The sequence below is a fragment of the Vibrio inusitatus genome, assembly GCA_024346935.1.
In the GTDB taxonomy this organism is placed as follows: Bacteria; Pseudomonadota; Gammaproteobacteria; order Enterobacterales; family Vibrionaceae; genus Vibrio; species Vibrio inusitatus.
Window position 1 is genome coordinate 1023165 of sequence record AP024879.1, and the last position, 21562, is coordinate 1044726.

The following is a 21562-nucleotide window of genomic DNA, read 5'->3' on the forward strand; positions in this document are numbered from 1 at the left end:
TGTTCCAAGTAAATAAAAAGGCAGAGTTCAACTCTGCCCATAGGTACTCATGATAGATGTTAAAGACGCATATCAACGCTTTCTTTGTCCAACACGTACTTTAGATCATAAAGTACATGATTCTCTTTACCGTACGCACGGATCTCTTCGGCGCCCGCATGCTTAAATTCATCATGGGCAACGGCTAGAATGATGCCGTCATAATGATCCGATTTAGCCGTCTTCTCAACCGTTAGTCCGTATTCGTGTTGGGCTTCTTCATTCGAGCACCACGGATCAACAATATCAACATTGATATTGTACTCTGCCAACTCTTCAACGATATCAACAACGCGAGTGTTGCGTAGGTCTGGGCAGTTTTCTTTGAAAGTCAGGCCCATAACAAGCACATTAGCACCTTCAATATGGATGCGCTTTTTCAGCATCTTTTTCACAAGCTCAGAAACTACGTAGCGACCCATACCATCGTTCAAGCGGCGCCCCGCCAGTATCATCTCAGGGTGGTAGCCTACACTTTGAGCCTTGTGGGTCAGGTAATAAGGGTCTACGCCAATGCAATGGCCACCTACAAGACCAGGACGGAATGGCAAGAAGTTCCACTTTGTTCCTGCCGCTTCAAGAACCTCTAAGGTATCGATGCCAAGTTTGTTAAAAATAATAGAAAGTTCATTGATCAGAGCAATGTTCACATCGCGCTGTGTATTTTCAATAACCTTAGCAGCTTCTGCAACCTTAATAGACGACGCCTTGTGCGTCCCAGCAACAATGATCTTCTTGTAAAGTTGGTCTACAAACTCAGCCACTTCATCGTTTGAACCACTCGTTACTTTCAAGATGTTGGTCACACGATGCTCTTTATCACCTGGGTTAATTCGTTCAGGTGAGTAACCAGCAAAGAAATCTTTGTTGAAAGTAAGACCAGAAACTTTCTCTACAAAAGGAATACAGGTTTCTTCAGTCGCTCCCGGATAAACCGTAGATTCATAGATGATCACGTCACCCTTTTTGATAACTGTCCCTAAAGCTTCTGACGCCTTTACAAGAGGTGTTAGATCAGGTTGTTTATGTTCATCAATAGGAGTAGGAACTGTTACGATATAAACGTTCGCTGACGCTAAATCGCTTAGATTTGCTGTATAAGAAAGTTGCGCGGCTTCTTTTAATTCTTCGGAGCTACACTCTAGAGTAGAATCAACTCCATTACAAAGCTCGTTTACTCGCTCCTGATTAATATCAAAGCCAATAGTGTTACGTTGTTTACCAAATTCCACTGCAAGTGGTAAACCGACATAGCCTAAACCGATGATTGCTATTTTTGCATCACTAATACTAAGGTTCATGTTTTTTCTCTTTGAATAAAAGTATGACTAGCGCCATATTAATTAACTTAAAATCTGTAATCTAAATATAGTTGAATGCATCAACTGTTAACCGTATCCTTAACCACAATCAGTCCTCGTGCAATCTTCTCATTCCAAACCAAGTCGTTAATATCGTCAGTCGGATTGAATTGAAGTGGCAATTCCAAAAGCAGCTCACGAATCTTCTGATGTTGGTAATCATGACTCGCTTGATCCAGCTTATCCAAGTAAGCAATAAACTCTTTATAAGGAATATAGACTTCATTGGCTCGCTTGATTTGGCTGTGCTCAGTATCGAGTTCTTCTTCACCTACAAGAAGTTCTTCGTAAAGCTTCTCGCCAGGGCGAAGGCCTGTAAAGGTAATTTCTACATCACCGTATGGCTCTTGCTCGTTTTTAGGAACTAAACCTGACAGACGAATCAGGTTTTCGGCTAGGTCTACAATCTTAACCGGCTCGCCCATATCAAGAACAAACACATCTCCACCCTCCGCCATTGCGCCTGCCTGTATTACCAACTGCGACGCTTCCGGAATAGTCATGAAATAACGAGTAATGTCTTTATGAGTAATAGTGATAGGCCCCCCTTCTGCAATTTGCTTCTTAAACAGGGGAACTACCGAACCAGATGAACCCAGAACGTTACCGAAACGCACCATACTAAAACGAGTGGGCAAGCTCTCACTTTTACATTTCTGTGCGATAGCTTGAATGGCAAGTTCAGCCAAGCGTTTAGATGCGCCCATTACATTGGTTGGCCTTACCGCTTTATCAGTAGATATGAGTACGAATGTTTCTACACCAGACTGCAGCGCGGCCTTAGCTGTGTAATAGGTGCCAAACACATTGTTGCGAACACCTTCAACCACGTTGAATTCAACCATAGGAACGTGCTTGTATGCAGCTGCATGGTAAATAGTCTGAACACTAAAGGCCCGCATGGTTTTTTCGAGTCGATTAATTCTTTGGACCGACCCCAGCAGTGGGACGATACGAACGGTTAAATCGTTCTTTGTAGCGTATTCTTGCAATTCTTTATCGATGCTATATAGAGCAAGTTCTGTTAGCTCAAAAAGTACTAGTGTTTTGGGATTGTTATTTAAAACTTGGCGGCAAATTTCCGAACCAATAGAACCCCCAGCGCCTGTTACCATCACCACCTTACCTTCAATATCTTGAGTCAGCATATCTTTGCGCGGTGGAACAGGATCTCGACCAAGTAAATCCTCAACAGGTACTTCTCGTACTGATTGAATCTCTTGATCATCTTTTAGCATCTCTTCTATTGTGGGAACAGAAAGTACCTCTATCGTTAAAGGTAAAAGAGTATCAATAATCTTTTTGCGCTGCGCTCGACTGACTCTAGGAAGAGCAAGCAACACACGTTGAATTCGGTCTTGGTCAATCACAGCTTGTGCCTTATCGAAGCTGTATACAGGAAGCCCCTGAATCACCGAACCTTGCAGTGCTTTCTCATCATCAATAAAACCACAAACGCGATTCTCTTCGCTGGTTTTAAGTCCAGAAGCTAATTGACGTCCTGCGGAACCTGCACCATAGATCAACACCCTTCCCTTATTAATGTTAGAGACGTAATCTACGACAATTGCTCGCATCAACAATCGGCCACCGGCACAGAATAAAGTAAGCAGACCTGCATAAATAAAAGGAATTGACCTCGGTACAAAACCGCCAATGAGATAGCCAACTAGGATTAAAGCTAGAGAAGAACCCAAACTACCAACAATGACTTGAGAAATAACCTGCACGGTCATATAACGCAGCATAGCACGATACAGGCCTAAACATGCGAATATAGCAATTGTCAAAAATACTGTGGAGAACACCGTCAGAATAGCGGTATCAAAAACAGTTTCTGATATTTCTGCAGGAGCCTCACCCAATCTGATCCAGTACGCTAGAGCTAACGCACTTGTTACAGCAAAAGAATCAATAACAATACTAATAATTTGCTTTGAAAACCGAGGAAGTTGAAATAAACCCGTTAGAAAATTCTTCATAAATTTAAGCCAAATAAGTTCTGTGTTATCTTAATACAAATAGAGCTCCCTAGGACTGGCTACCCATTCAACTAGAGGATATTTATTATTTTGAAGTAGCCACACCGTTGTGATGTGGCCTAACCGATCTTTATTTTTGTGCTTGAGCAAATACTTCATCTAACACGTTGCATGTTAGAGCTATTTCTTCACTGCTAAGAGTTGGATGAACCAAGAACATCAAACTCGTTTTACCCAATTCAACCGCATTTTTGAGCCTTTGTTCTGGTCTCCAAGGAGTATTATCAAACGCCTTTTCTAAGTATACCTCAGAACAACTACCTTGATAAGCGGGAACACCACGCTTCACTATTTCGTCGACAATCCTATCTCGAGTCCAACCATCCGCCAGAAACTCACTGTTAACAAACAGATAGTGCTTATATGCTGCATGAGAGATATAGTCGGGAACTTTCACCGTGCGAACGATATTAAATTTCACTGCAATTTCATCAATAATGGCACTATTGGACTGACGAGCACGAGTCCATTCTTGCATTCGGTTCAATTGAATACGACCAATAGCACCTTGCATTTCAGTCATTCGCCAGTTGGTACCGAAGGATTCATGTAACCAACGAAAGCCAGGGGCATGTTCTCGCTCATAAACGGCTTCATAAGACTTTCCATGATCTTTATATGACCACATCTTCCGCCACAGTGATTCATCATTGCATGTCACCATACCACCTTCGCCCCCCGTAGTCATAATTTTATCTTGACAGAAAGACCATGCCCCAATATGACCGATGGTACCGACTCCGCGTCCCTTGTATTTAGCACCGTGGGCTTGTGCACAATCCTCTATCACGTAAAAACCATGTTTTTTCGACAATGCCATAATTGCATCCATCTCGGCGGGCATTCCCGCTAGATGCACAACAATAACGGCTTTGGTTTGTGATGTGAGAACAGCATTAATAGATTCTGCAGTAATAGCCTGACTATTTAAATCTACATCGGCAAATACTGGAGAAGCTCCTGACGTTACTATAGATGAAGCAGAAGCAAGGAAGGTTCTTGGTGTTGTAATCACCTCATCGCCTTCACCAACACCAAGAGCCTTTAACGCGATGTCCAAAGCGAGGGTGCCATTACCTAAAGCAATAGCAAAATTGCTACCTGCCCACGTTGCAAACTCTTTTTCAAACTCTCGGCATTCTTTGCCAGTCCAATAATTAACTTTGTTGGACAGTAGAACTCGACTAACTGCCTTCGACTCTTCTTCGGTAAAAGAGGGCCAGGGAGAAAAAGATGTATTAAGCATGTATAAAAGTCCTATGATTTCCCGAATAATGGGAGTTATTTTTTAGTTAGGATACGGGCGGGAGAGCCTACCACTGTACAACGGTTTTTGACGTTATTGATGACGGTTGAGCCTGCACCAACAACCACTTGTGAGCCTACAGTAATCATTTGTTTAATCTGAGAACCTACACCGACCCAAGAGCAGTTTCCAATTTCGACACCACCCGCAATATTTGCTCCAGGGCTAATATGTACGCCATGACCAACGTTGCAATCGTGATCGATAGTTGCACCTGTATTTACAATGCAAGCATCGCCTACTATTGTAAATGGATTAATAACAGCACCCGCAATTACAACGGTTCCAATACCAATCTTCGCGTACTTACTTACTATCGCACTTGGATGCAGTAAAGGTTGAAATTTAGCTCCAATCCGTTGCAGATCCATCTGTATTCGCATCCTTTGTAAATTATTACCAATCGCAACGACAACCAAGTCGTATTCTGCAACTGAAGCCATCAGACTTTTCTTATCACCTGCAATTGACCAATTTTCTAAGTGTTTTATTTCTGGCCAAGCATCATCGAATAGTACTATGTTTTCGTAGCCATTTAATTCTGCTATTTCAGCCACTACCTTTCCATGTCCTCCCGCACCAAATATTGCACATCTATTCATGAGGCTCACCTTTAAAAGGCTCGACGGTTACGTGGCCTTCCGCAGAGATATCGTCTTTCCGAAGAACTTTTATGACTGTCAAGATCAATATCTTTACATCAAGAGCAAAGGACTGGTTTTCGACATACCAAGCATCGTATTCAAATTTTTGCTCCCAACTAATTGCGTTGCGACCATTTACTTGTGCCCACCCTGTGATTCCGGGGCGAACATTATGGCGAATAGCTTGACGATCGTTGTATAAAGGTAAGTACTCCATTAGTAACGGCCTAGGGCCAACTAGACTCATATCTCCCTTTAATACTGATATCAGCCCGGGCAATTCATCTAAGCTAGTTGATCTTAATTTCATTCCGAATTTGGTCAACCGGTCAGAGTCTGGAAGTTGATTTCCCTTTTGGTCAAAAGCATCCTTCATACTTCGAAATTTAATCATTGTGAATGGTTTTCCGCCAAGTCCTGGACGTTGTTGCTTGAATAGAAATGGACTTCCTAGATGAAAAAACACGACGAGGGATATACCCAATAGTAATGGAAGTAGCAAAATAATAGCGATCAGTGAAATTACAATATCGAACAAGCGTTTCAATTTTCAATCTCCATACCCAAAAGCATTTGTTTATTAACAATTTCAACGTCAAATTTTTGTTCGACCATCTCACGAGACGCCTTACCCATAGAGACAATCCTATCAGGTGACTCGATGAAGAAGACCATAGCATCATAGATGGACACGGAATCTTTCACTGGAACCAAAAATCCATTTACCCCATTCCTTACAGTTTCTCTACACCCAGGAGCATCAGTAGTAATTATTGGTCTACCCATTGCCATTGCCTCAAGAACTGTTCTGGGTAGCCCCTCACGATACGAAGGAAGAACATAGACAGAAGAGTTGGATATTGCAGTTTGAACCTCACTTTTCTTACCCAAAAATTCAATATAACCATTTGAAATCCAATCATCTAACTCCTGTTGCTCAATGGCGTCAGGATTTTCGTCAATCCAACCCACCAAGCGACAAACGGATTCGGGATGAGTCTTCTTGAGTTTTTTTGCAGCTGAAGCGTATTCACGAACCCCCTTATCCCCAAGAAGTCGTGCAATCAGTAAAAAATCGCATACATCAGGTAGAGGAGTTACGTCAAACAGGCTAGTATCTACTCCTGACCCATTAACGACAATCGAATCACCGATCCTACTATTTAGACCCAAAGACGAAAACAAATCTCTATCATCAGGATTTTGATAAAAAACTTTATCATTAAAACTCAAAGCTAACTTATACAGAAAATGTAATAGCTTTTGTACAGCCCTTCGTTTACCACTTGCTTCTCCAGTGAACGCATAACCCAAACCAGTAATTAAAGAATAACACGCTTGCACTCGAGCTATTTTTGCCGCAATAGAACCATAAATCACGGGCTTGATAGTGTATGAGAGTACTTTATCAGGCTTAACCTTACTTAATACTTTCGTAATCTCTAATAAAGAATTTAAATCCTTTAATGGGTTTAAGCCTGTCCGTTCTAATCTTACTTGATGTACTACAATAGAACGCTTTTCCAAAGCATCGAGAATAAAGCGCTGCATTTTTGGAGCAATGACATGCACCTCATATCCACCTAATTTGAGAGCTTCAATAAGAGAACCACGAAAAGACAAGATAGAGTCAGGATAGCTAGCTATCAATACGAATACTTTTTTTCTCATAAAACCTCTAAATTCTATCTTTTATTTTGTACGCAACCCAACACACTGCTTCATTATTTTTGAAACTCTTCGCCATTGAGTCTGGACGCTATATTTATTCTGTACTGCGGTTCTTCCGTTCTCACCAAGACTTAGACGTAAATGTCGGTCATTAAGTAACTCAGACAAAGCAGTGAACCAACCACACTCATCCTCAACTAAACTTCCGCTTTTGCTACCATTTACTATGTCAAAGTTAACACCGACATTAGATGCTACTACCGGTATTCCGCACGCCATGTACTGAATCAACTTGTATCCGCATTTTCCTCTTTCCCAAGGACCGTCTGTTAGAGGCATTATCCCGATATCCATTTGTTGGATGCGTTCGACCTCGGTAGACTCACTCCAAGGAAACAACTTAATCGCGATGCCTGGCATGCTATTTACAGTTTCTTTCGTTGCTCCAACCAAATGAAGCTCAAAGTCAAAATTCTTAGACAACCTAACGAACACAGGAAGCAAATCAATTATATATTTTTGAGTTGTCGGAGATCCGATCCAGCCGACGACTAAGTCTGGACTAGCTTTTCTTTTTACCGAGTACTTAAGGATGTCCACAACGGTAGGAATCAACTGTATATTCCGAGCATTAGCATCAATAGCTCTTTGTTCGAGATAATTATTACCAACAATTGTAATTGAAGAAAGAGCCATAACATCATCGATCTTTCGTCTCAACAAGCGTATTATTAACGGATTATTAGACAAGTCATAATTGTGGAAAATAGCATCATCATAGTCAACAATAATTCTACAACCAAAACTTCGGAGAATCTTTTCAAAAACTGACGGGATATATGGAAAAAGTTCCTTCTCTATCCAAAGTATGTCATATCGGCAGCATGTAAATAACGTTAAAATCCTATTAAAATATAGTTTAATTACCGAAAGCTTACTAATATAACCTCCACTATAGAGTGTATTTAAATAAGAGCAATCAAAAAGAGGAGATACCACAAAACTAAACCCATCTTTTTCTAGAAAAGGAATATATTGATGGGTTCTCAATCTACTACTAGCACCAAGGCGACTGTACTTTGATAGAATTAAGACGTTAATGGTGGACATGTTAGTTCATTCCTTCTTTTTTGAAAATAAATTACTGGCATCACATACATCCACTGGAATGATATAGACATAATATAAGGGTTACTATTTGCTACAATTAACATTGCAATTAGGGATAAAGCGAATGCAAAATCTAAATGATTCGCGTGATTCAGTTTTATCAACTGAGCCGCGATTGTAAGAGAATATAGAAATGGAAGTAGGTAAATAAACAACCCTAGAAAACCAACATGATAAAAGGTAGAAAAGAGCATTAATTCATAACGCCAAGGGTGGTTACTATTCCTAATAACCTCAGCAGGAATACCATGTCCAATGCCTAGTCCATAGCTTACATTGATCCCTTCTAGAAGAGCAAAAAACTGTTCTACACGTTCACTTCCGCCTCCAGATAGTATCTTTTCAATCAAGCGACTAATAATCGAAACATCTATATCCAGATAAAAATATGATATTAATGTTAGAAAAGGAACAAGCAAAGAAAAAACAATAAATATATGCTTTCTTGATTTATAAAAAATAAAAACAGACAATGAAAAAAGGTAAATACTGAGTAACGCTCCGCGACCTGAGTAATATGCCACAAGTCCAACCAAAACCGCTAAAAAAAACATAACCCAAGAATTAACTTTAGTTAACATTACGAAAAGAAATGGAACTGAAAATATGAAAGTACCAAACACATGCATTGTCATACCTGCTCCAGAAGAGTCAACGGTCGAATTCGCAAACTCCTCTGATATAAACAATGAAACAGCATGAGGACCATAATTCTTAAATAAAAAATAAAACGCATATACAGAAAAACATGCTAAAAATAGTAGAAAAGCTCCAAACTTAAGTAAAACTTTATATTCCATATTTTCGAATAGTGCGATACACACAATTATCCATAAAAATGGAAAGATAATGTAAACTACCGTATTTAAATAGACAGACTCGACTGATGCTCCATTAATAACACCCACAATAAAGTAAATAACGGTAATCAGCAATGTCATGCCGTATAAAACGAAAATCTTTTTATAGTATAGGAATACATTCCAATGTAACAAAGACATTAGAAAAGATAAACCAATAAATGCAACAAATAGAGGTCTAATGCTATTTGGTAAAACAAAAGATAGAAAAAATAGTATAGATACAGTAAACCTATATATATTAATTATCATTTTTACACCATAATAAAACTTTAGCAAACTGTCGAGTCCAAAGTAATTTGAACCTAACAAACAAAACAAATCTCGAAACAAAGCTTTTCAGAGAATTGTTTCTCTCACCTAAATTTCCGGCCCCTATAGCATTATTTGAATGTTGTCGGTATAACATAGTAGGTACATTTAAAATTGAAATATTTCCTTTTAAACTAGCCAGACTAACCAACCACCAATCATGCATAAGTGCAGCGGCAGGTATTGGCAATGAAATATCAAGTAAAGCGCGATTAACTAGCATAGTGCATCCTGGTGAAATATTGCGATATAGAGGTTTTCCTCTATATACTCCTAGTTTATCAAACGGGTACGATCTTAACGCAAACATAGAGTCTTGAAGTAAGTTAAGTTTATCGTCTACAATCCTCACATCGGTACATACTAAAAGAGGCCGACCTTCATCTTTTAACAACGCTTCATTGAGTGTTGCTTCAATTTTCCTTGGAAGCCAGACGTCATCTTGATCGCATAGCATCACGTATTCACTTTTAGTGAGCGAAAGACCATGAGAAAAATTATTCTTCGCTCCATGAAAACCTGATTCATTAACGAAGTAATCTACTTTTTCAAATGAAATTATCTTTTGGTATATAGTATCGTCAATAGTAGGAGAATCGTTTACTATAATTATTCTTGATATTCGTGAATAGTAAGTTTGATTTATTATGGAATTTAACTGCTCAATAATATAATGATTAGGCTTATAAATAGCCATCACGATCTCAATGGTACTTGAATTAGAAATATTCATTTTTCCTATGCGCTTAATCATAAATAACACTCAAAATTAACAGCTAAATTGCTCAATATCTTTTATTTTGCAAAAAAAAAACTTCCCAAAGTCGATTTACAATTTTTGCTATTATATTATTAGAGGCGTTTTTTTTAAGATGTGGATGATAGTAAAAGTATTTGTTTACAAAACGTCCATCATGCTTTCCAAGACAATAAACCTCTAACCCTGTTTTGAAGCATGAATAGGTCAAAGATAACTGGTCTCTTTTAACGCCACGAGAAAACTCGTCCCACCATAATTTCATTGTATTATTTACAAGGCTGGTGTTTTTTCTAACAATGATATTCGCCTCATATAATGCCTTACTTTTAAACCCTTGTTCTTTATAGCGAGTCATCTGGTTATCAACGTTAAAAAAATAGTCATAACCTCTCCTCTTGAGATCATCTGCCTCTTCGTAAACAGAAGACCTTTGAGGATGTCTGTATAAAGCTAGCTCATATTTACTTTGCGACACTTGGTTTATCAGAGGTTTAATCTCACTTTTAACTTCTATATTCGAATCAACATATATTGTCATATCGTAGTCACTAAAAAGTAAGCTAGGCTGTATTTTGAACTTTCGATTAAAAGTAACGTTCGACTCCTTTGCCTCTTTGTCAATAACTATCAATTTCCAACCTTTTGGAGTCTCTCTAACTCTATCACTGATCAAAAATGCTTCTATGTCACTGCTTAGTGTTATTGAATTTAACTCATCGTATTCCCCGGCTAATACCGTATACAGCGCAATTTTTTTTCTCATAATTAATACTTTTGATTTTTTGAATTTGAATTTGAATTTGAATTTGAATTTGAATTTTCCGATATTAACACAGTACTTAAGAAATAATACAATCTTATCAATAATTCAAAAATATATACGGTCAATACGGATATAAGAAACACCTGAAAATCGTCAATGCTAATGACTATTAATATGCTCATACATACGAAATGATAAATAGTTGTGTAGTTAATCGCCGCAAAATACTGACGTCTATGACCAAAAGCGTTTAAGTAGTTTCTAGCTATCGTTTGAGAACACGACAGAAGTAAAGGAACAACAAATAAAATTGATATTAAATCCTTATATTCTCTGTCTATATTAAAGTAATCTAGAGAGATGAAGTTAAACAGTAACACTGATAATACTAAACTAGATAACCCATACCCTATAAGTGTAAGAAGCACATAGATAAATTGTTTGATATTTTTATTTCTTACAAATTTTGGGTATACTAAGCTATTAACAATACCGATTGGAATAGTTAAAACAGAAACTATTTTCATTGCAAAGTCATATACTACTACCATTTCATATGAAATAAGATGTCCAAGTACTAATATTGTTGTTTTGTCTTTTATTGAAATAAAAAATGTCGAATAAAACAAATCAAAACCTTGCCGAAAATAATAGTAAAGTGTTCTAAACCTGAATCTGGTTAGTCGAATACCTTCGACAAAAACAAAATGATAAATGTAAATCACTGATAATAATATAGCACTCATCGCATACAGCCACCCTAACATATATGAGTCGCTCTTTGATTTTACAACTGAAAATACGCCAATCAAAAATATTATACGGGTAATCAATCGAATAAATACTGTTACTTTTACGTTTTCCATTCCGATATAATACCAGTCATTTGCAAAAACATACTGAAGTAAGCAAAGACTAAGTATAAGAGAAAGCTCTCTGTCTTCAGAATAATTATAAGCATATACAAGAAATATAGTAGAAACACAACATAGAAGTATTAATTTAATATAGATAGCGTTTGACACTATCTCATTTATTTTATTTTTATCACGCCTATTTAGGGATACTAACTTTACACCATTCAACTCAAAACCGTAGTTGATTACAACCGAGAATATTGTTATCAAACTTAGTTCGTAAATTACGGACCCATAACTACCTAGTCCCAGAACTTTAATCAAATATGGATAAGTTAAAAGTGGGATTAAAATATCTATAACCCTAGCGAAAGTGACTAAAGTCATGTCATTTAATAGTTTCTTGTTTACTTTCAACAAACCAATTATTCGCCCAAGCATCTTTTAATTGTACCTTTCATTTTATAAATTAACGTTCAAAATTAAATGCAATTTTTGTATGTTAATGTCATATCATAAATATAAACCATTAACTTAAACCTTTTTAATTTATGAATAAAATTTGAATAATAAGTATCCAATAGGAAATGTCAAGAAAGACGACCATGGTACTTGGTGATTTCTAAATGTATATTTGGTCATCACGCAAATAGAAGTTCCTTTCAAAACACTGGTCGTTTTTATTATCTCTTTACAATCATCTAAAGCTTTGCTTGAGAGAGAAAAATCAAATTTTTAGTTAACGTATATCTTATTATTAGATTCAAATCTATCGTGATTTACCTATCATAACGTAGATTTCTCAGTAAACCTATTGGTTTTAAGGTCTCTCGATTAAGTCCATGTCTAGTCAGTAATATCTTCCTGATTATTTTTTCTTCTCTATTTCTATAATTGCTATTCTTGAATTTCGTGGTGGTAATTCTTCTCTAACTGTTCTTTAAAAAATATGTTCGTTGCTTTTATATCACTTCCAAAATTATTTATGAAGAGAAACAATCTATAATTTTAGCATTAAGTTTTATAAAACATGAACAAGGCAATATATCATAAGCAAAGAAAGTTGCGTTCAGTTTGAACCTTTACTTTGGAAATTATCTCTAAATCAGTTAAATATATAGCTTAAATAACACTTTATTCTATTAAGATATATTTAGTTCATTTAAATTAACACCGTTCTCGTCCTTCTCTGATAGAAAAACGCCCTTTTCGGATAGTGGCCACTTTATATTGATACTAGGGCAATTCCACTTAATCGACAACTCAGCACTTGGGTTATAATAATCAGTACACTTGTAAACGAACTCGGCTTCTTCACTAGTAACATAAAACCCGTGAGCAAACCCTTCTGGAATCCATAATTGACGCTTATTCTCCTCAGATAGGTATACACCAACCCAACTACCGAACGTTGGGGAATCTATGCGAATATCTACCGCGACATCAAATACTTCACCAGAGATAACTCGTACCAACTTGCCCTGGGTGTTTTCTGTTTGATAATGTAAACCTCTAAGTATTCCTTTTGATGATTTAGAATGGTTGTCCTGAACAAATTGGGTTGGTTTACCTACAACTAATTCTTCGAACTTCTTTTGCTGCCAAGTTTCCATAAAGAAACCACGTTCATCACCGAACACTGACGGTTCGATTATCTTAACATCAGGGATATCTGTACCAATGACTTTCATGTGTTAATTCCTGTACTATGAAATATATTTAAGGGTGGACTTTCAATTACTTGATGACATACAAAATATAAGCACCTTAGAGTTGGTTATCGCTTATTTGATTTATACTCGCGTCAAGCTTTAACCAAATAGCAATGTGTCTCGTTTACACATAATCATGACTAAATTAAAATACTCCTACTTATGAAGGAAAGTATCTAAAGCACGTTTTATAGAACCTTAACTAGCAGCACTGATAAGTTTAATTAATAACAAAAGTTAATGAATTACTATAACAAGTCACTCACTTTGAACAACTCTTATTCTACCCATATTCGACTCTTAAAAAACATTGTCGACTAAATCAAAAAAATTACTAAACGATTAAAATCTAATACATTTATTATCTATAATTTAATCTATGTGTATAGAAATCAAAAATTGATGCTAATAAATACTGAGCCTGGCTATATATGCGCATAATTCAATCAGAACCATTAATGGAAAAAATATTAAAAATAACCAACCCAAATACACACCAAAGAAAAAGAACAATAGTAGATACCAATGGTATGTTTGATTCAAAAAATGGTGTCAAAAGAAATATCAAAAATAATAATGAGCATCCAATCCCTGCGACAGAAATACATTTCCTTATACGTGTATTGGAAAGCTTATATGCTGCTAAAGAGGTAACAAGATATGCAAAACTAGCTCCAACAGATGATATATCTACAAACCAAAACAAAGCATTTCTACCAAAAAAAGGAACTATCATAGAAATTAAGGATACAAAGATTATTACTTCTCTAAAACCACACCTCTTAGTAAAGTGGCTAGGGACCATCGCTGCTGTTAAACGTGTAGAGGTCATAAAAAAGCCGTTCAAACCAGATAGCACCGCACCGAACATAGCTAAACCTACAATGATAAGAGCTACAGGCCCCATGAGATTGTATACAGCATCACCAGTAGCCCATGCATGAGCATTCAAAGACTCATTGGGTAAACCAAATGCAGTAACAACATTGATCGCGTTATACACAAAACCGCCAAATATTACGGCGACTAAGGCCATTAATGAGGCTGTTTTGGCATTTACTTTTGATTCGCTGCTAACCTGGGCAACTGTATCAAAACCAATGAATGCCCAAGGAGCAAACGAAATAATTTTTATAACTGAATTTATGTCTAAATTACCATAGTTTGACTCGAAATTTTCGTAATGAACAGGTGAGGACACCGTCAACGTACCGATAAACAAAATAACTACACAAACCAATAGGATAAATACCATAGTATTTTGCATTGTTGACGAAAAGTTTAAACCTCTTAACTGCACGTAACAAAAAAAGAATATTGCAGTTAGTGAAATAATAAGATCGTTCAAGTAAACGGGAAATTCTACAATAGTATACAACAGCAATCCCTTTGAATAAAAAGGTAATACCTTTTCAAACACCATAGGTATCGCAGTAGCGTTCAATGGAATGATAGAAACGTAAGCTAATAATAAAACCCACCCTGTTGAAAAGCCAACTTTATTGCCGAACTCTTCCCTCGCGAATGTATACTCTCCACCTTTACTTCGATATTTACTCATCAAAACAGAGTAATTACTTTCAATAATCGCAATCATAACAATTGCAACAGAAAATCCAATCAAGGTATTTAATACGCCTGCGTTATTCAAGAAGAAGGTCCCCGGAAGCATAAATGCCCCCCAACCTATAACTGACCCTAATGCAATAGTAAATAATTCGATTTTTCCAATATTTTTCATAAAGTTGCTATTTTAGTGGTTAGATAAATATGCCGGTTTCTCTAATAATACTCTATTAATAACTCCCATTCCTTTCGGGGTGAAAGCACTATTACTAAACTACAGCGAAATATTTGACATCAAGAGTTAATCCTTGATCAGTTTTCAAATTTTCCAATATTTCCCCCATTCTATATCGAATTCACTTGGTATTATCTTTGCGTACCCGCGGTTGGGTGCGAAAGTTAACTCGCCGAAGTATACATCATTGTTGATTGTATATAAGTCTACTCTTACATAGTCAAAATCTACAGAGAGTGACCTAGAAATAGATAATAACTCTGATAAGTTGTCTGGTTTCAGATGAACTATCGATGATTTTTTATTCAAATAAACAACATCTAATTCATTCCATTCAGTATCATATATGTCATTTGTTGTATGAGAGCTATTCGCCACTTGTATGAATTTTGCCTCACCATGAAAACAGTGAATTTTTATGTCAGACGGCAACTCTCCCTTGTCTAACATTAATTTTTCGATAATGATTCTTGGTTGGATGTTCGAGTAGTGGCGCTCTCTTGATTCGCAACCATAGTCATGTTGCATTGACAACCATAACTTCTTTTTTATCTCAAGTATATAATCTTCTTTACTACTTTTTTCGACAATAAATACCGTGCCACTATCATGTGTTGTTTTAATTACATATTCATCAGGCAACGACTTAAAATCTATTTGCTCAATATTATCGTATACTCCAATTAAAGGTATGAGTTTGCAATTAGATTTTTTGGAGACAAATTTTCTAACCTCATACTTGTCCGAGCATTCAGCGTATATTATATCCTTAGGCAATTGATTTAGTTTTCGCCATTGAATTTTTTCGCTGAACGAAACTGGGTTTTCAACGTTTAACTTATAGCCAAATTCATTTTCAAATCGAATCTTAAAGTCCGAATAATCACTTTTAATCATTGATTTTAATCGATGCTTGATTTTTCTCAACCTTGGATACGCTTTAGTTCCTTTGATTCTAATAATAATTTTTTCTTTAGTTTTCATATTTTAATGCCTAGAATTATATGCATGAAATCCCATATTATAACTATATCATTCAACTTACGATCAGTGATATCTTTGAGTTATAATGCTTCTGTTCCATTTTGATAATGACAATTTTATTAAGGGCAAGATTAGGTAAACCTTGCCCGTAAGGAATAGAGAAAGATAAGTATTGTTTCGATACCCTCTAATAACTTAAAACTTGCTCCTACCGTCATTAGAAACGCTATATTGCGAACAGCTGTGAAATTCTCACTACTTTATTCACGCCGATTACGACAACTAACTACATTTATACCAACATCAAGTAGCAAATATATTAAGCCTTAAATGTCCAACGAACTAGTGTTCGTTCTAGCATCGCTTTTGCGCTTTGCTAAACTGATGAAGTGTACAACTTACATAGTTTCTGAGGCGAGCATCCTTATTGATGGGCGTTGTTGATCAATTCCAATGACAGAGCGCACTGCTCCTAGGCGCACTGGCATTTCATGTTGCTTCACGTCGAACAGGCATTCCTAGGTCTATGACTTTGTTCATTGCTTTGATGCCAGCCAGGATCTCACCCACCTGTGCATTGTATTTGCGACAGCTCACTTTACTGCTTATGAGCTGCTTGTAACGATACATTGCTGTCTCAGAGAGTGACCTTTGATGATAGTCATTTTCAACTTTCCACTCAGGCAACTTATCGGCTTGTAGAGCCATGACGGCAGCATTTCTTGGGTGGTCTTTTTCCCACAATGCAGCATTGGAACGAGGCGGTATCGCTGGCTTAATCCCTTTACGTTTAAGCACTTCATGGCATCTTTTCGTATCATAGGCACCATCCGCAGATACTCGGTCAATTTTGCGGCGCAATGGGTTCAGTAACGTGGGCAGAACTTCATTGTCGCCAACTGAAACCGTGCTAACTACTGCTCTGATAACTTCATGAGTGTCAGTATCGACTGCGAGATGTAACTTGCGCCAAGTTCTACGCTTCGCTACCCCGTGTTTTCGCGCTTTCCATTCACCTTCGCCAAAGACTTTAAGGCCAGTGGAGTCAATAGCAATGTGGGCGATTGAGCCGCGACTTTGCTTTCGGTAATTAACTTCTACCGTCTTCGCTCGCTTGCTAATACACGAGTAGGTGGGAGACCTAAGAGGAGCGCCCATTAACTCGAAAACGGAGTTTACGAAGCCTTCTAGCGACCGTAGCGAAAGGTTAAAAACGCCTTTAAGCATAAGCGCCGTTTCGATAGAGACATCGCTAAACTGATTGCTTCTGCCACGGCCACCATGGTGCTCAGTACTGTACCAAGTGTCTTTCGCGGAATCGTCTACCCAAAACGTAATGGAACCACGGTTGACCAAGGCTTTATTGTACTCAGACCAGTTGATGATTTTGTGCTTCGACTTACCCACTACGCTTTCCCAAATGTTGTCTTCTGTTTGATCAGATCGTCAAACTTAGGAAAAGTTCAGCTCATTTAGGAAACAACGCCAATCAAAGTTATCAATATCCTCCCAAACTTCAGCACTGGATATAGCTGCAGTCCCCATTAAAAACATGAGTTTGTGAGGGAGTGTTTTTCTTTTCACTCTTATCCTGTATTGTAAATGACCGAAATAAGCTTAAAAAGACTTGTTTCCTTCATGGTCGCTCCCCTTTTAAAGAAGTATTTGATCACCTCAGCAAATGGTCGTCTAAACGCATCTAAACTTAGCTACAAATCTGCGAGTAGAAAGTAAATTTAGTCAATATTCGATGTAACTTTGAGTCTTTTAAAATAAGTCAGTTTCATTAACACGCCCTAAACAGGTACAACTCGGACCAGTTTCACCTGCGTATTTTCTGTTGAGTAGTGCAAACCTCAAGCTACCCTTCTTTAGAGTTAGGTTAATTATCCTACCCAAATTGAGTAGACTTGTCTGTTACCAACTCTTCATACTTTTTTGTTGCAAAGTTCCTATAAATAAAACAACTCACACTAAAGACAGAAAGATCAATAATCGTTACATCAGGAGTATCGGTATCAATAACTTTCATATATTAACTCGTGTACTGTTTGATATTGTTAAGTGCACACCGCCAATCACTTGGATTCAGTTTAAATATTGTTTTTATCTTCGAGCAGTTCATCTTTGAATTTGCTGGACGTGCTGCGGGAGTCGGGTACATTTCAGTCGAAATCGCGGTAAGCTCGGGAGTTTTTAGTAAGCCTTGGTTTTCAGCATGTTTGAAGATTTCTTCAGCAAACCCATACCAATTCACATGAGGAACCCCTGAGAAATGATAAACACCGTAGTGGCTTGGATTGTCATCTATATATAATTGATTCATCATGGCGATTAAAGAGCCTGCGATGTCACCCGCGTAAGTCGGTCCACCGTATTGGTCGCCAACGATGGTCAGTGTATCTCGGCCTTTCCCTATGCGAAGCATTGATTTGACAAAATTGTTGCCATGCTCTCCAAAGACCCAAGCGGTTCTCAAAACGATGTGCTTGTCATTTGCCTTTGATAGAGCAATCTCACCTGCTAACTTACTTTTTCCATAGACACCCAATGGTCCAGTTTCATCATCTTCAACGTATTCACCTTCTTTGTTGCCTGGAAAAACGTAATCAGTGGAGATATGCAGAATTGTTGCGTCAACCAACTTAGCTGCTTCAGCTAGATAAAGAGGCCCATCGCGGTTAATCGCGTATGAAAGGTCGACTTCTTCTTCAGCTTTATCTACAGCGGTATGTGCGGCCGCATTAATAATGAAGTTAGGCTTAAATTCCTCTACTGTTTGAAACACAGCATCACGGTCAGTAATGTCTAGGTCTGTTCGGTCTACAGCAAGTAGCTCAACTTTATTTTTGAGCTGTTTCACTAGGCAGTGACCCACTTGGCCATTACATCCTGTCACTAATACGCGCATTACTCAGCGTCCCTCACAAGTCTCATAAGATACTGGCCATATTCATTTTTCATCATAGGTTGTGCAAGCGAAGTTAATTGTTCTTTAGATAGCCAACCGTTGCTGAACGCAATCTCTTCCAAGCAAGCCACTTTTAAGCCTTGCACGTTTTCGATAGTCTGCACAAAAGAAGAAGCCTCGTGCAAAGACTCGTGAGTACCAGTATCCAACCAAGCAAAGCCACGCCCCAGCAGCTCAACGTTTAGAGAACCATCGTTTAAGTACATTTCATTGAGAGTAGTAACCTCAAGCTCACCACGCTCAGAGGGGGTCACTTGTTTTGCCATCTCGACCACACGGTTGTCATAGAAGTACAACCCCGTTACTGCATAGTTAGATTTGGGCACTTTAGGTTTTTCTTCAATCGACACTGCACGCATGTTGTCATCAAATTCGACCACACCAAAGCGCTCAGGGTCTTTAACTTGATAACCAAATACCGTCGCACCTTGTTCTTTGCTTGCTGCACGCTTTAGTGCGTCACTAAAGTGTTGGCCGTAAAAGATGTTGTCCCCCAGTACCAGACAACAGTTGTCATCACCGATGAACTCTTCGCCAATTAGGAACGCTTGCGCGAGACCATCTGGACTCGGCTGCACTGCATATTCAAGGTTGATACCGTAATCCGAGCCATCTCCAAGTAGGCGTTTGAAACTGTCGCTATCTTCTGGTGTGGTAATAATCAGAATGTCACGAATGCCAGCCAACATGAGTGTAGAAATTGGGTAATACACCATTGGTTTATCGTAAAGTGGCAACAACTGTTTCGACACACCACGAGTAATTGGATACAGACGTGTACCAGAACCACCAGCTAAAACAATCCCTTTCATAATTATTTCACTCCTAAACGCTCGCCTGCGTAAGAACCATCAATTACGCGACTCCACCACTCTTTATTATTCAGATACCACTCTACTGTCTTACGAATACCTGACTCAAACGTCTCTTCTGGCGTCCAACCCAATTCACGCTCAATCTTCGATGCGTCGATGGCATAACGAACATCGTGTCCAGGACGGTCAGTGACATAAGTAATCAGGTCTTCGTAGTGAGAAACGCCTTCAGGCTTATTAGGCACTAAGTCTTCTAATAGCGCACAAATGGTTTTAACTACTTCAATGTTCGCTTTTTCATTGTGACCACCAATGTTATAGGTCTCTCCTACAATGCCCTCTGTAACCACTTTGTAAAGTGCACGCGCATGGTCTTCAACAAACAACCAGTCACGAATCTGCATGCCGTCGCCATACACTGGCAGAGGCTTTCCATCCAAAGCATTGAGAATCATCAACGGAATGAGTTTTTCAGGGAAGTGGTAAGGACCGTAATTGTTTGAGCAATTGGTGACAATTGTTGGTAGTCCGTAAGTTCGAAGCCAAGCACGTACTAAATGGTCACTGGACGCTTTTGAGGCGGAATAAGGGCTCGATGGTTCGTAAGATGTTGTTTCTGTGAATAGGTCATCAGTTCCTTCAAGGTCACCGTACACTTCATCGGTAGAGATGTGGTGGAAACGAAAGGCTTGTTTCTTATCTTCGTCGAGAGCGTTCCAGTATGCGCGAGTGGCTTCGAGAAGCGTGTAGGTACCAACAATGTTAGTTTCAACGAAAGGAGCTGCACCGTCAATCGAGCGGTCTACATGCGACTCTGCCGCAAGGTGCATTACTGCGTCTGGTTTATGCTCAGAAAAAATTCTATCTAGATCAACACGGTTACAGATGTCTACTTGCTCAAATGCATAACGCTCATTTGAATCTACTTCTCGTAGCGACTCTAAATTGCCAGCATAAGTTAATACATCAACATTAACTACACTGTCCGATGTATTTTTTATGATGTGACGAATTACCGCTGAACCTATAAATCCAGCGCCACCAGTGACGAGTATTTTCATTTTATTCTCTTTATTTTTGTTCATGAATATCTCTAAGAGTTTAAAGATACATTAATTACACTTTATTTTATGAATGAAAAACGACTCGATTTTTCATAAGCCATGAGACACTTTTCAGCCATTTTGAGACAGTCCATTGTGGGCAATCCCTTATAAAACCTTGGTTTGCTACTTTTCCAAAAACTGCCCCAATAGGTCCATAAAAATATCTATCTCTATGCAGCTTAGGGCTTTGAGTGTCTGACACGTATCTAGCCGAGTTTTTGTGCATCATTATTATTGGAGACCGTTGTAGCTAAGGTCCCAGATATTTGCTAAGCAAATTCTGGGATGACGTAGACCCTCAAACTCTGGGATTACACAAACTCGCAAACTCTGGGCTACACAGACACGAAGGATGACGAACAAGATAAAGCTGGGTGTGCCTTACCTA

The 21562-nt window shown here is 38.2% G+C and carries 18 protein-coding genes; all 18 read right to left on the reverse strand.

The genetic code is table 11. From position 1 onward, the window contains the following. Positions 1–59: 59 nt before the first annotated feature. The 18 genes from tviB to rffG all read right to left on the reverse strand — a co-directional run bounded on the left by tviB (position 60) and on the right by rffG (position 21129). Positions 60–1340 (reverse strand): Vi polysaccharide biosynthesis UDP-N-acetylglucosamine C-6 dehydrogenase TviB, encoded by a 1281-nt coding sequence (tviB, locus tag OCU48_RS17575; protein ID WP_141346793.1) that lies wholly within the window; start codon positions 1338–1340, stop codon positions 60–62. Between the two features lie 80 nt (positions 1341–1420). Next, entirely contained in the window at positions 1421–3382 is a 1962-nt protein-coding gene (locus OCU48_RS17580; protein WP_141346794.1) for a polysaccharide biosynthesis protein, read from the reverse strand. A 130-nt stretch (positions 3383–3512) separates the two neighbouring features. Next, complete coding sequence (locus OCU48_RS17585) at positions 3513–4688, reverse strand: DegT/DnrJ/EryC1/StrS family aminotransferase (protein ID WP_141346795.1); 1176 nt, start codon at positions 4686–4688, stop codon at positions 3513–3515. Positions 4689–4723: 35 nt separating this feature from the next. Continuing rightward, positions 4724–5350, reverse strand: a complete 627-nt coding sequence (locus OCU48_RS17590; protein WP_141346796.1) for an acetyltransferase — start codon at positions 5348–5350, stop codon at positions 4724–4726. Beyond that, positions 5343–5939, reverse strand: a complete 597-nt coding sequence (locus OCU48_RS17595) for a sugar transferase (RefSeq protein ID WP_141346797.1) — start codon at positions 5937–5939, stop codon at positions 5343–5345. Before OCU48_RS17595 ends, OCU48_RS17590 begins: the two co-directional genes overlap by 8 nt. Beyond that, positions 5936–7063 carry a glycosyltransferase family 4 protein gene (locus tag OCU48_RS17600; RefSeq protein WP_141346798.1) on the reverse strand — a complete coding sequence of 376 codons (1128 nt, stop codon included), beginning with the start codon at positions 7061–7063 and terminating at the stop codon, positions 5936–5938. Before OCU48_RS17600 ends, OCU48_RS17595 begins: the two co-directional genes overlap by 4 nt. A gap of 21 nt (positions 7064–7084) precedes the next feature. Further along, positions 7085–8173, reverse strand: coding sequence for a glycosyltransferase family 4 protein (locus OCU48_RS17605; RefSeq protein WP_141346799.1), 1089 nt, complete (start codon positions 8171–8173; stop codon positions 7085–7087). After that, the gene (locus tag OCU48_RS17610; RefSeq protein WP_141346800.1) at positions 8152–9345 is read right to left on the reverse strand and encodes a hypothetical protein; all 1194 of its coding nucleotides are present in this window, start codon (positions 9343–9345) and stop codon (positions 8152–8154) included. The genes OCU48_RS17605 and OCU48_RS17610 overlap by 22 nt, the downstream gene beginning before the upstream one ends. After that, positions 9335–10159 carry a glycosyltransferase family 2 protein gene (locus OCU48_RS17615; RefSeq protein ID WP_141346801.1) on the reverse strand — a complete coding sequence of 275 codons (825 nt, stop codon included), beginning with the start codon at positions 10157–10159 and terminating at the stop codon, positions 9335–9337. The genes OCU48_RS17610 and OCU48_RS17615 overlap by 11 nt, the downstream gene beginning before the upstream one ends. A gap of 31 nt (positions 10160–10190) precedes the next feature. Further along, positions 10191–10928: a glycosyltransferase domain-containing protein gene (locus tag OCU48_RS17620; protein ID WP_141346802.1), complete on the reverse strand. Its 738-nt coding sequence runs from the start codon at positions 10926–10928 to the stop codon at positions 10191–10193. A 2-nt stretch (positions 10929–10930) separates the two neighbouring features. Further along, positions 10931–12226, reverse strand: coding sequence for an oligosaccharide flippase family protein (locus OCU48_RS17625; protein WP_141346803.1), 1296 nt, complete (start codon positions 12224–12226; stop codon positions 10931–10933). Between the two features lie 701 nt (positions 12227–12927). After that, positions 12928–13476, reverse strand: a complete 549-nt coding sequence (rfbC, locus tag OCU48_RS17630; protein WP_141346804.1) for a dTDP-4-dehydrorhamnose 3,5-epimerase — start codon at positions 13474–13476, stop codon at positions 12928–12930. Between the two features lie 463 nt (positions 13477–13939). Next, on the reverse strand, positions 13940–15238 hold the full coding sequence (locus OCU48_RS17635) for an APC family permease (protein WP_141346805.1): 1299 nt from the start codon (positions 15236–15238) through the stop codon (positions 13940–13942). 144 nt (positions 15239–15382) lie between these two features. Further along, positions 15383–16282 carry an ATP-grasp fold amidoligase family protein gene (locus OCU48_RS17640; RefSeq protein WP_141346806.1) on the reverse strand — a complete coding sequence of 300 codons (900 nt, stop codon included), beginning with the start codon at positions 16280–16282 and terminating at the stop codon, positions 15383–15385. Between the two features lie 489 nt (positions 16283–16771). Next, the gene (locus OCU48_RS17645) at positions 16772–17689 is read right to left on the reverse strand and encodes an IS5 family transposase (protein WP_141346807.1); all 918 of its coding nucleotides are present in this window, start codon (positions 17687–17689) and stop codon (positions 16772–16774) included. A gap of 628 nt (positions 17690–18317) precedes the next feature. Then, complete coding sequence (rfbD, locus tag OCU48_RS17650; RefSeq protein ID WP_141346808.1) at positions 18318–19193, reverse strand: dTDP-4-dehydrorhamnose reductase; 876 nt, start codon at positions 19191–19193, stop codon at positions 18318–18320. Continuing rightward, the gene (gene rfbA / locus OCU48_RS17655; RefSeq protein ID WP_141346809.1) at positions 19193–20065 is read right to left on the reverse strand and encodes a glucose-1-phosphate thymidylyltransferase RfbA; all 873 of its coding nucleotides are present in this window, start codon (positions 20063–20065) and stop codon (positions 19193–19195) included. The genes rfbD and rfbA overlap by 1 nt, the downstream gene beginning before the upstream one ends. Positions 20066–20067: 2 nt before the next feature. Further along, positions 20068–21129 (reverse strand): dTDP-glucose 4,6-dehydratase, encoded by a 1062-nt coding sequence (gene rffG, locus OCU48_RS17660; protein WP_141346810.1) that lies wholly within the window; start codon positions 21127–21129, stop codon positions 20068–20070. Between the last annotated feature and the right edge of the window lie 433 nt (positions 21130–21562).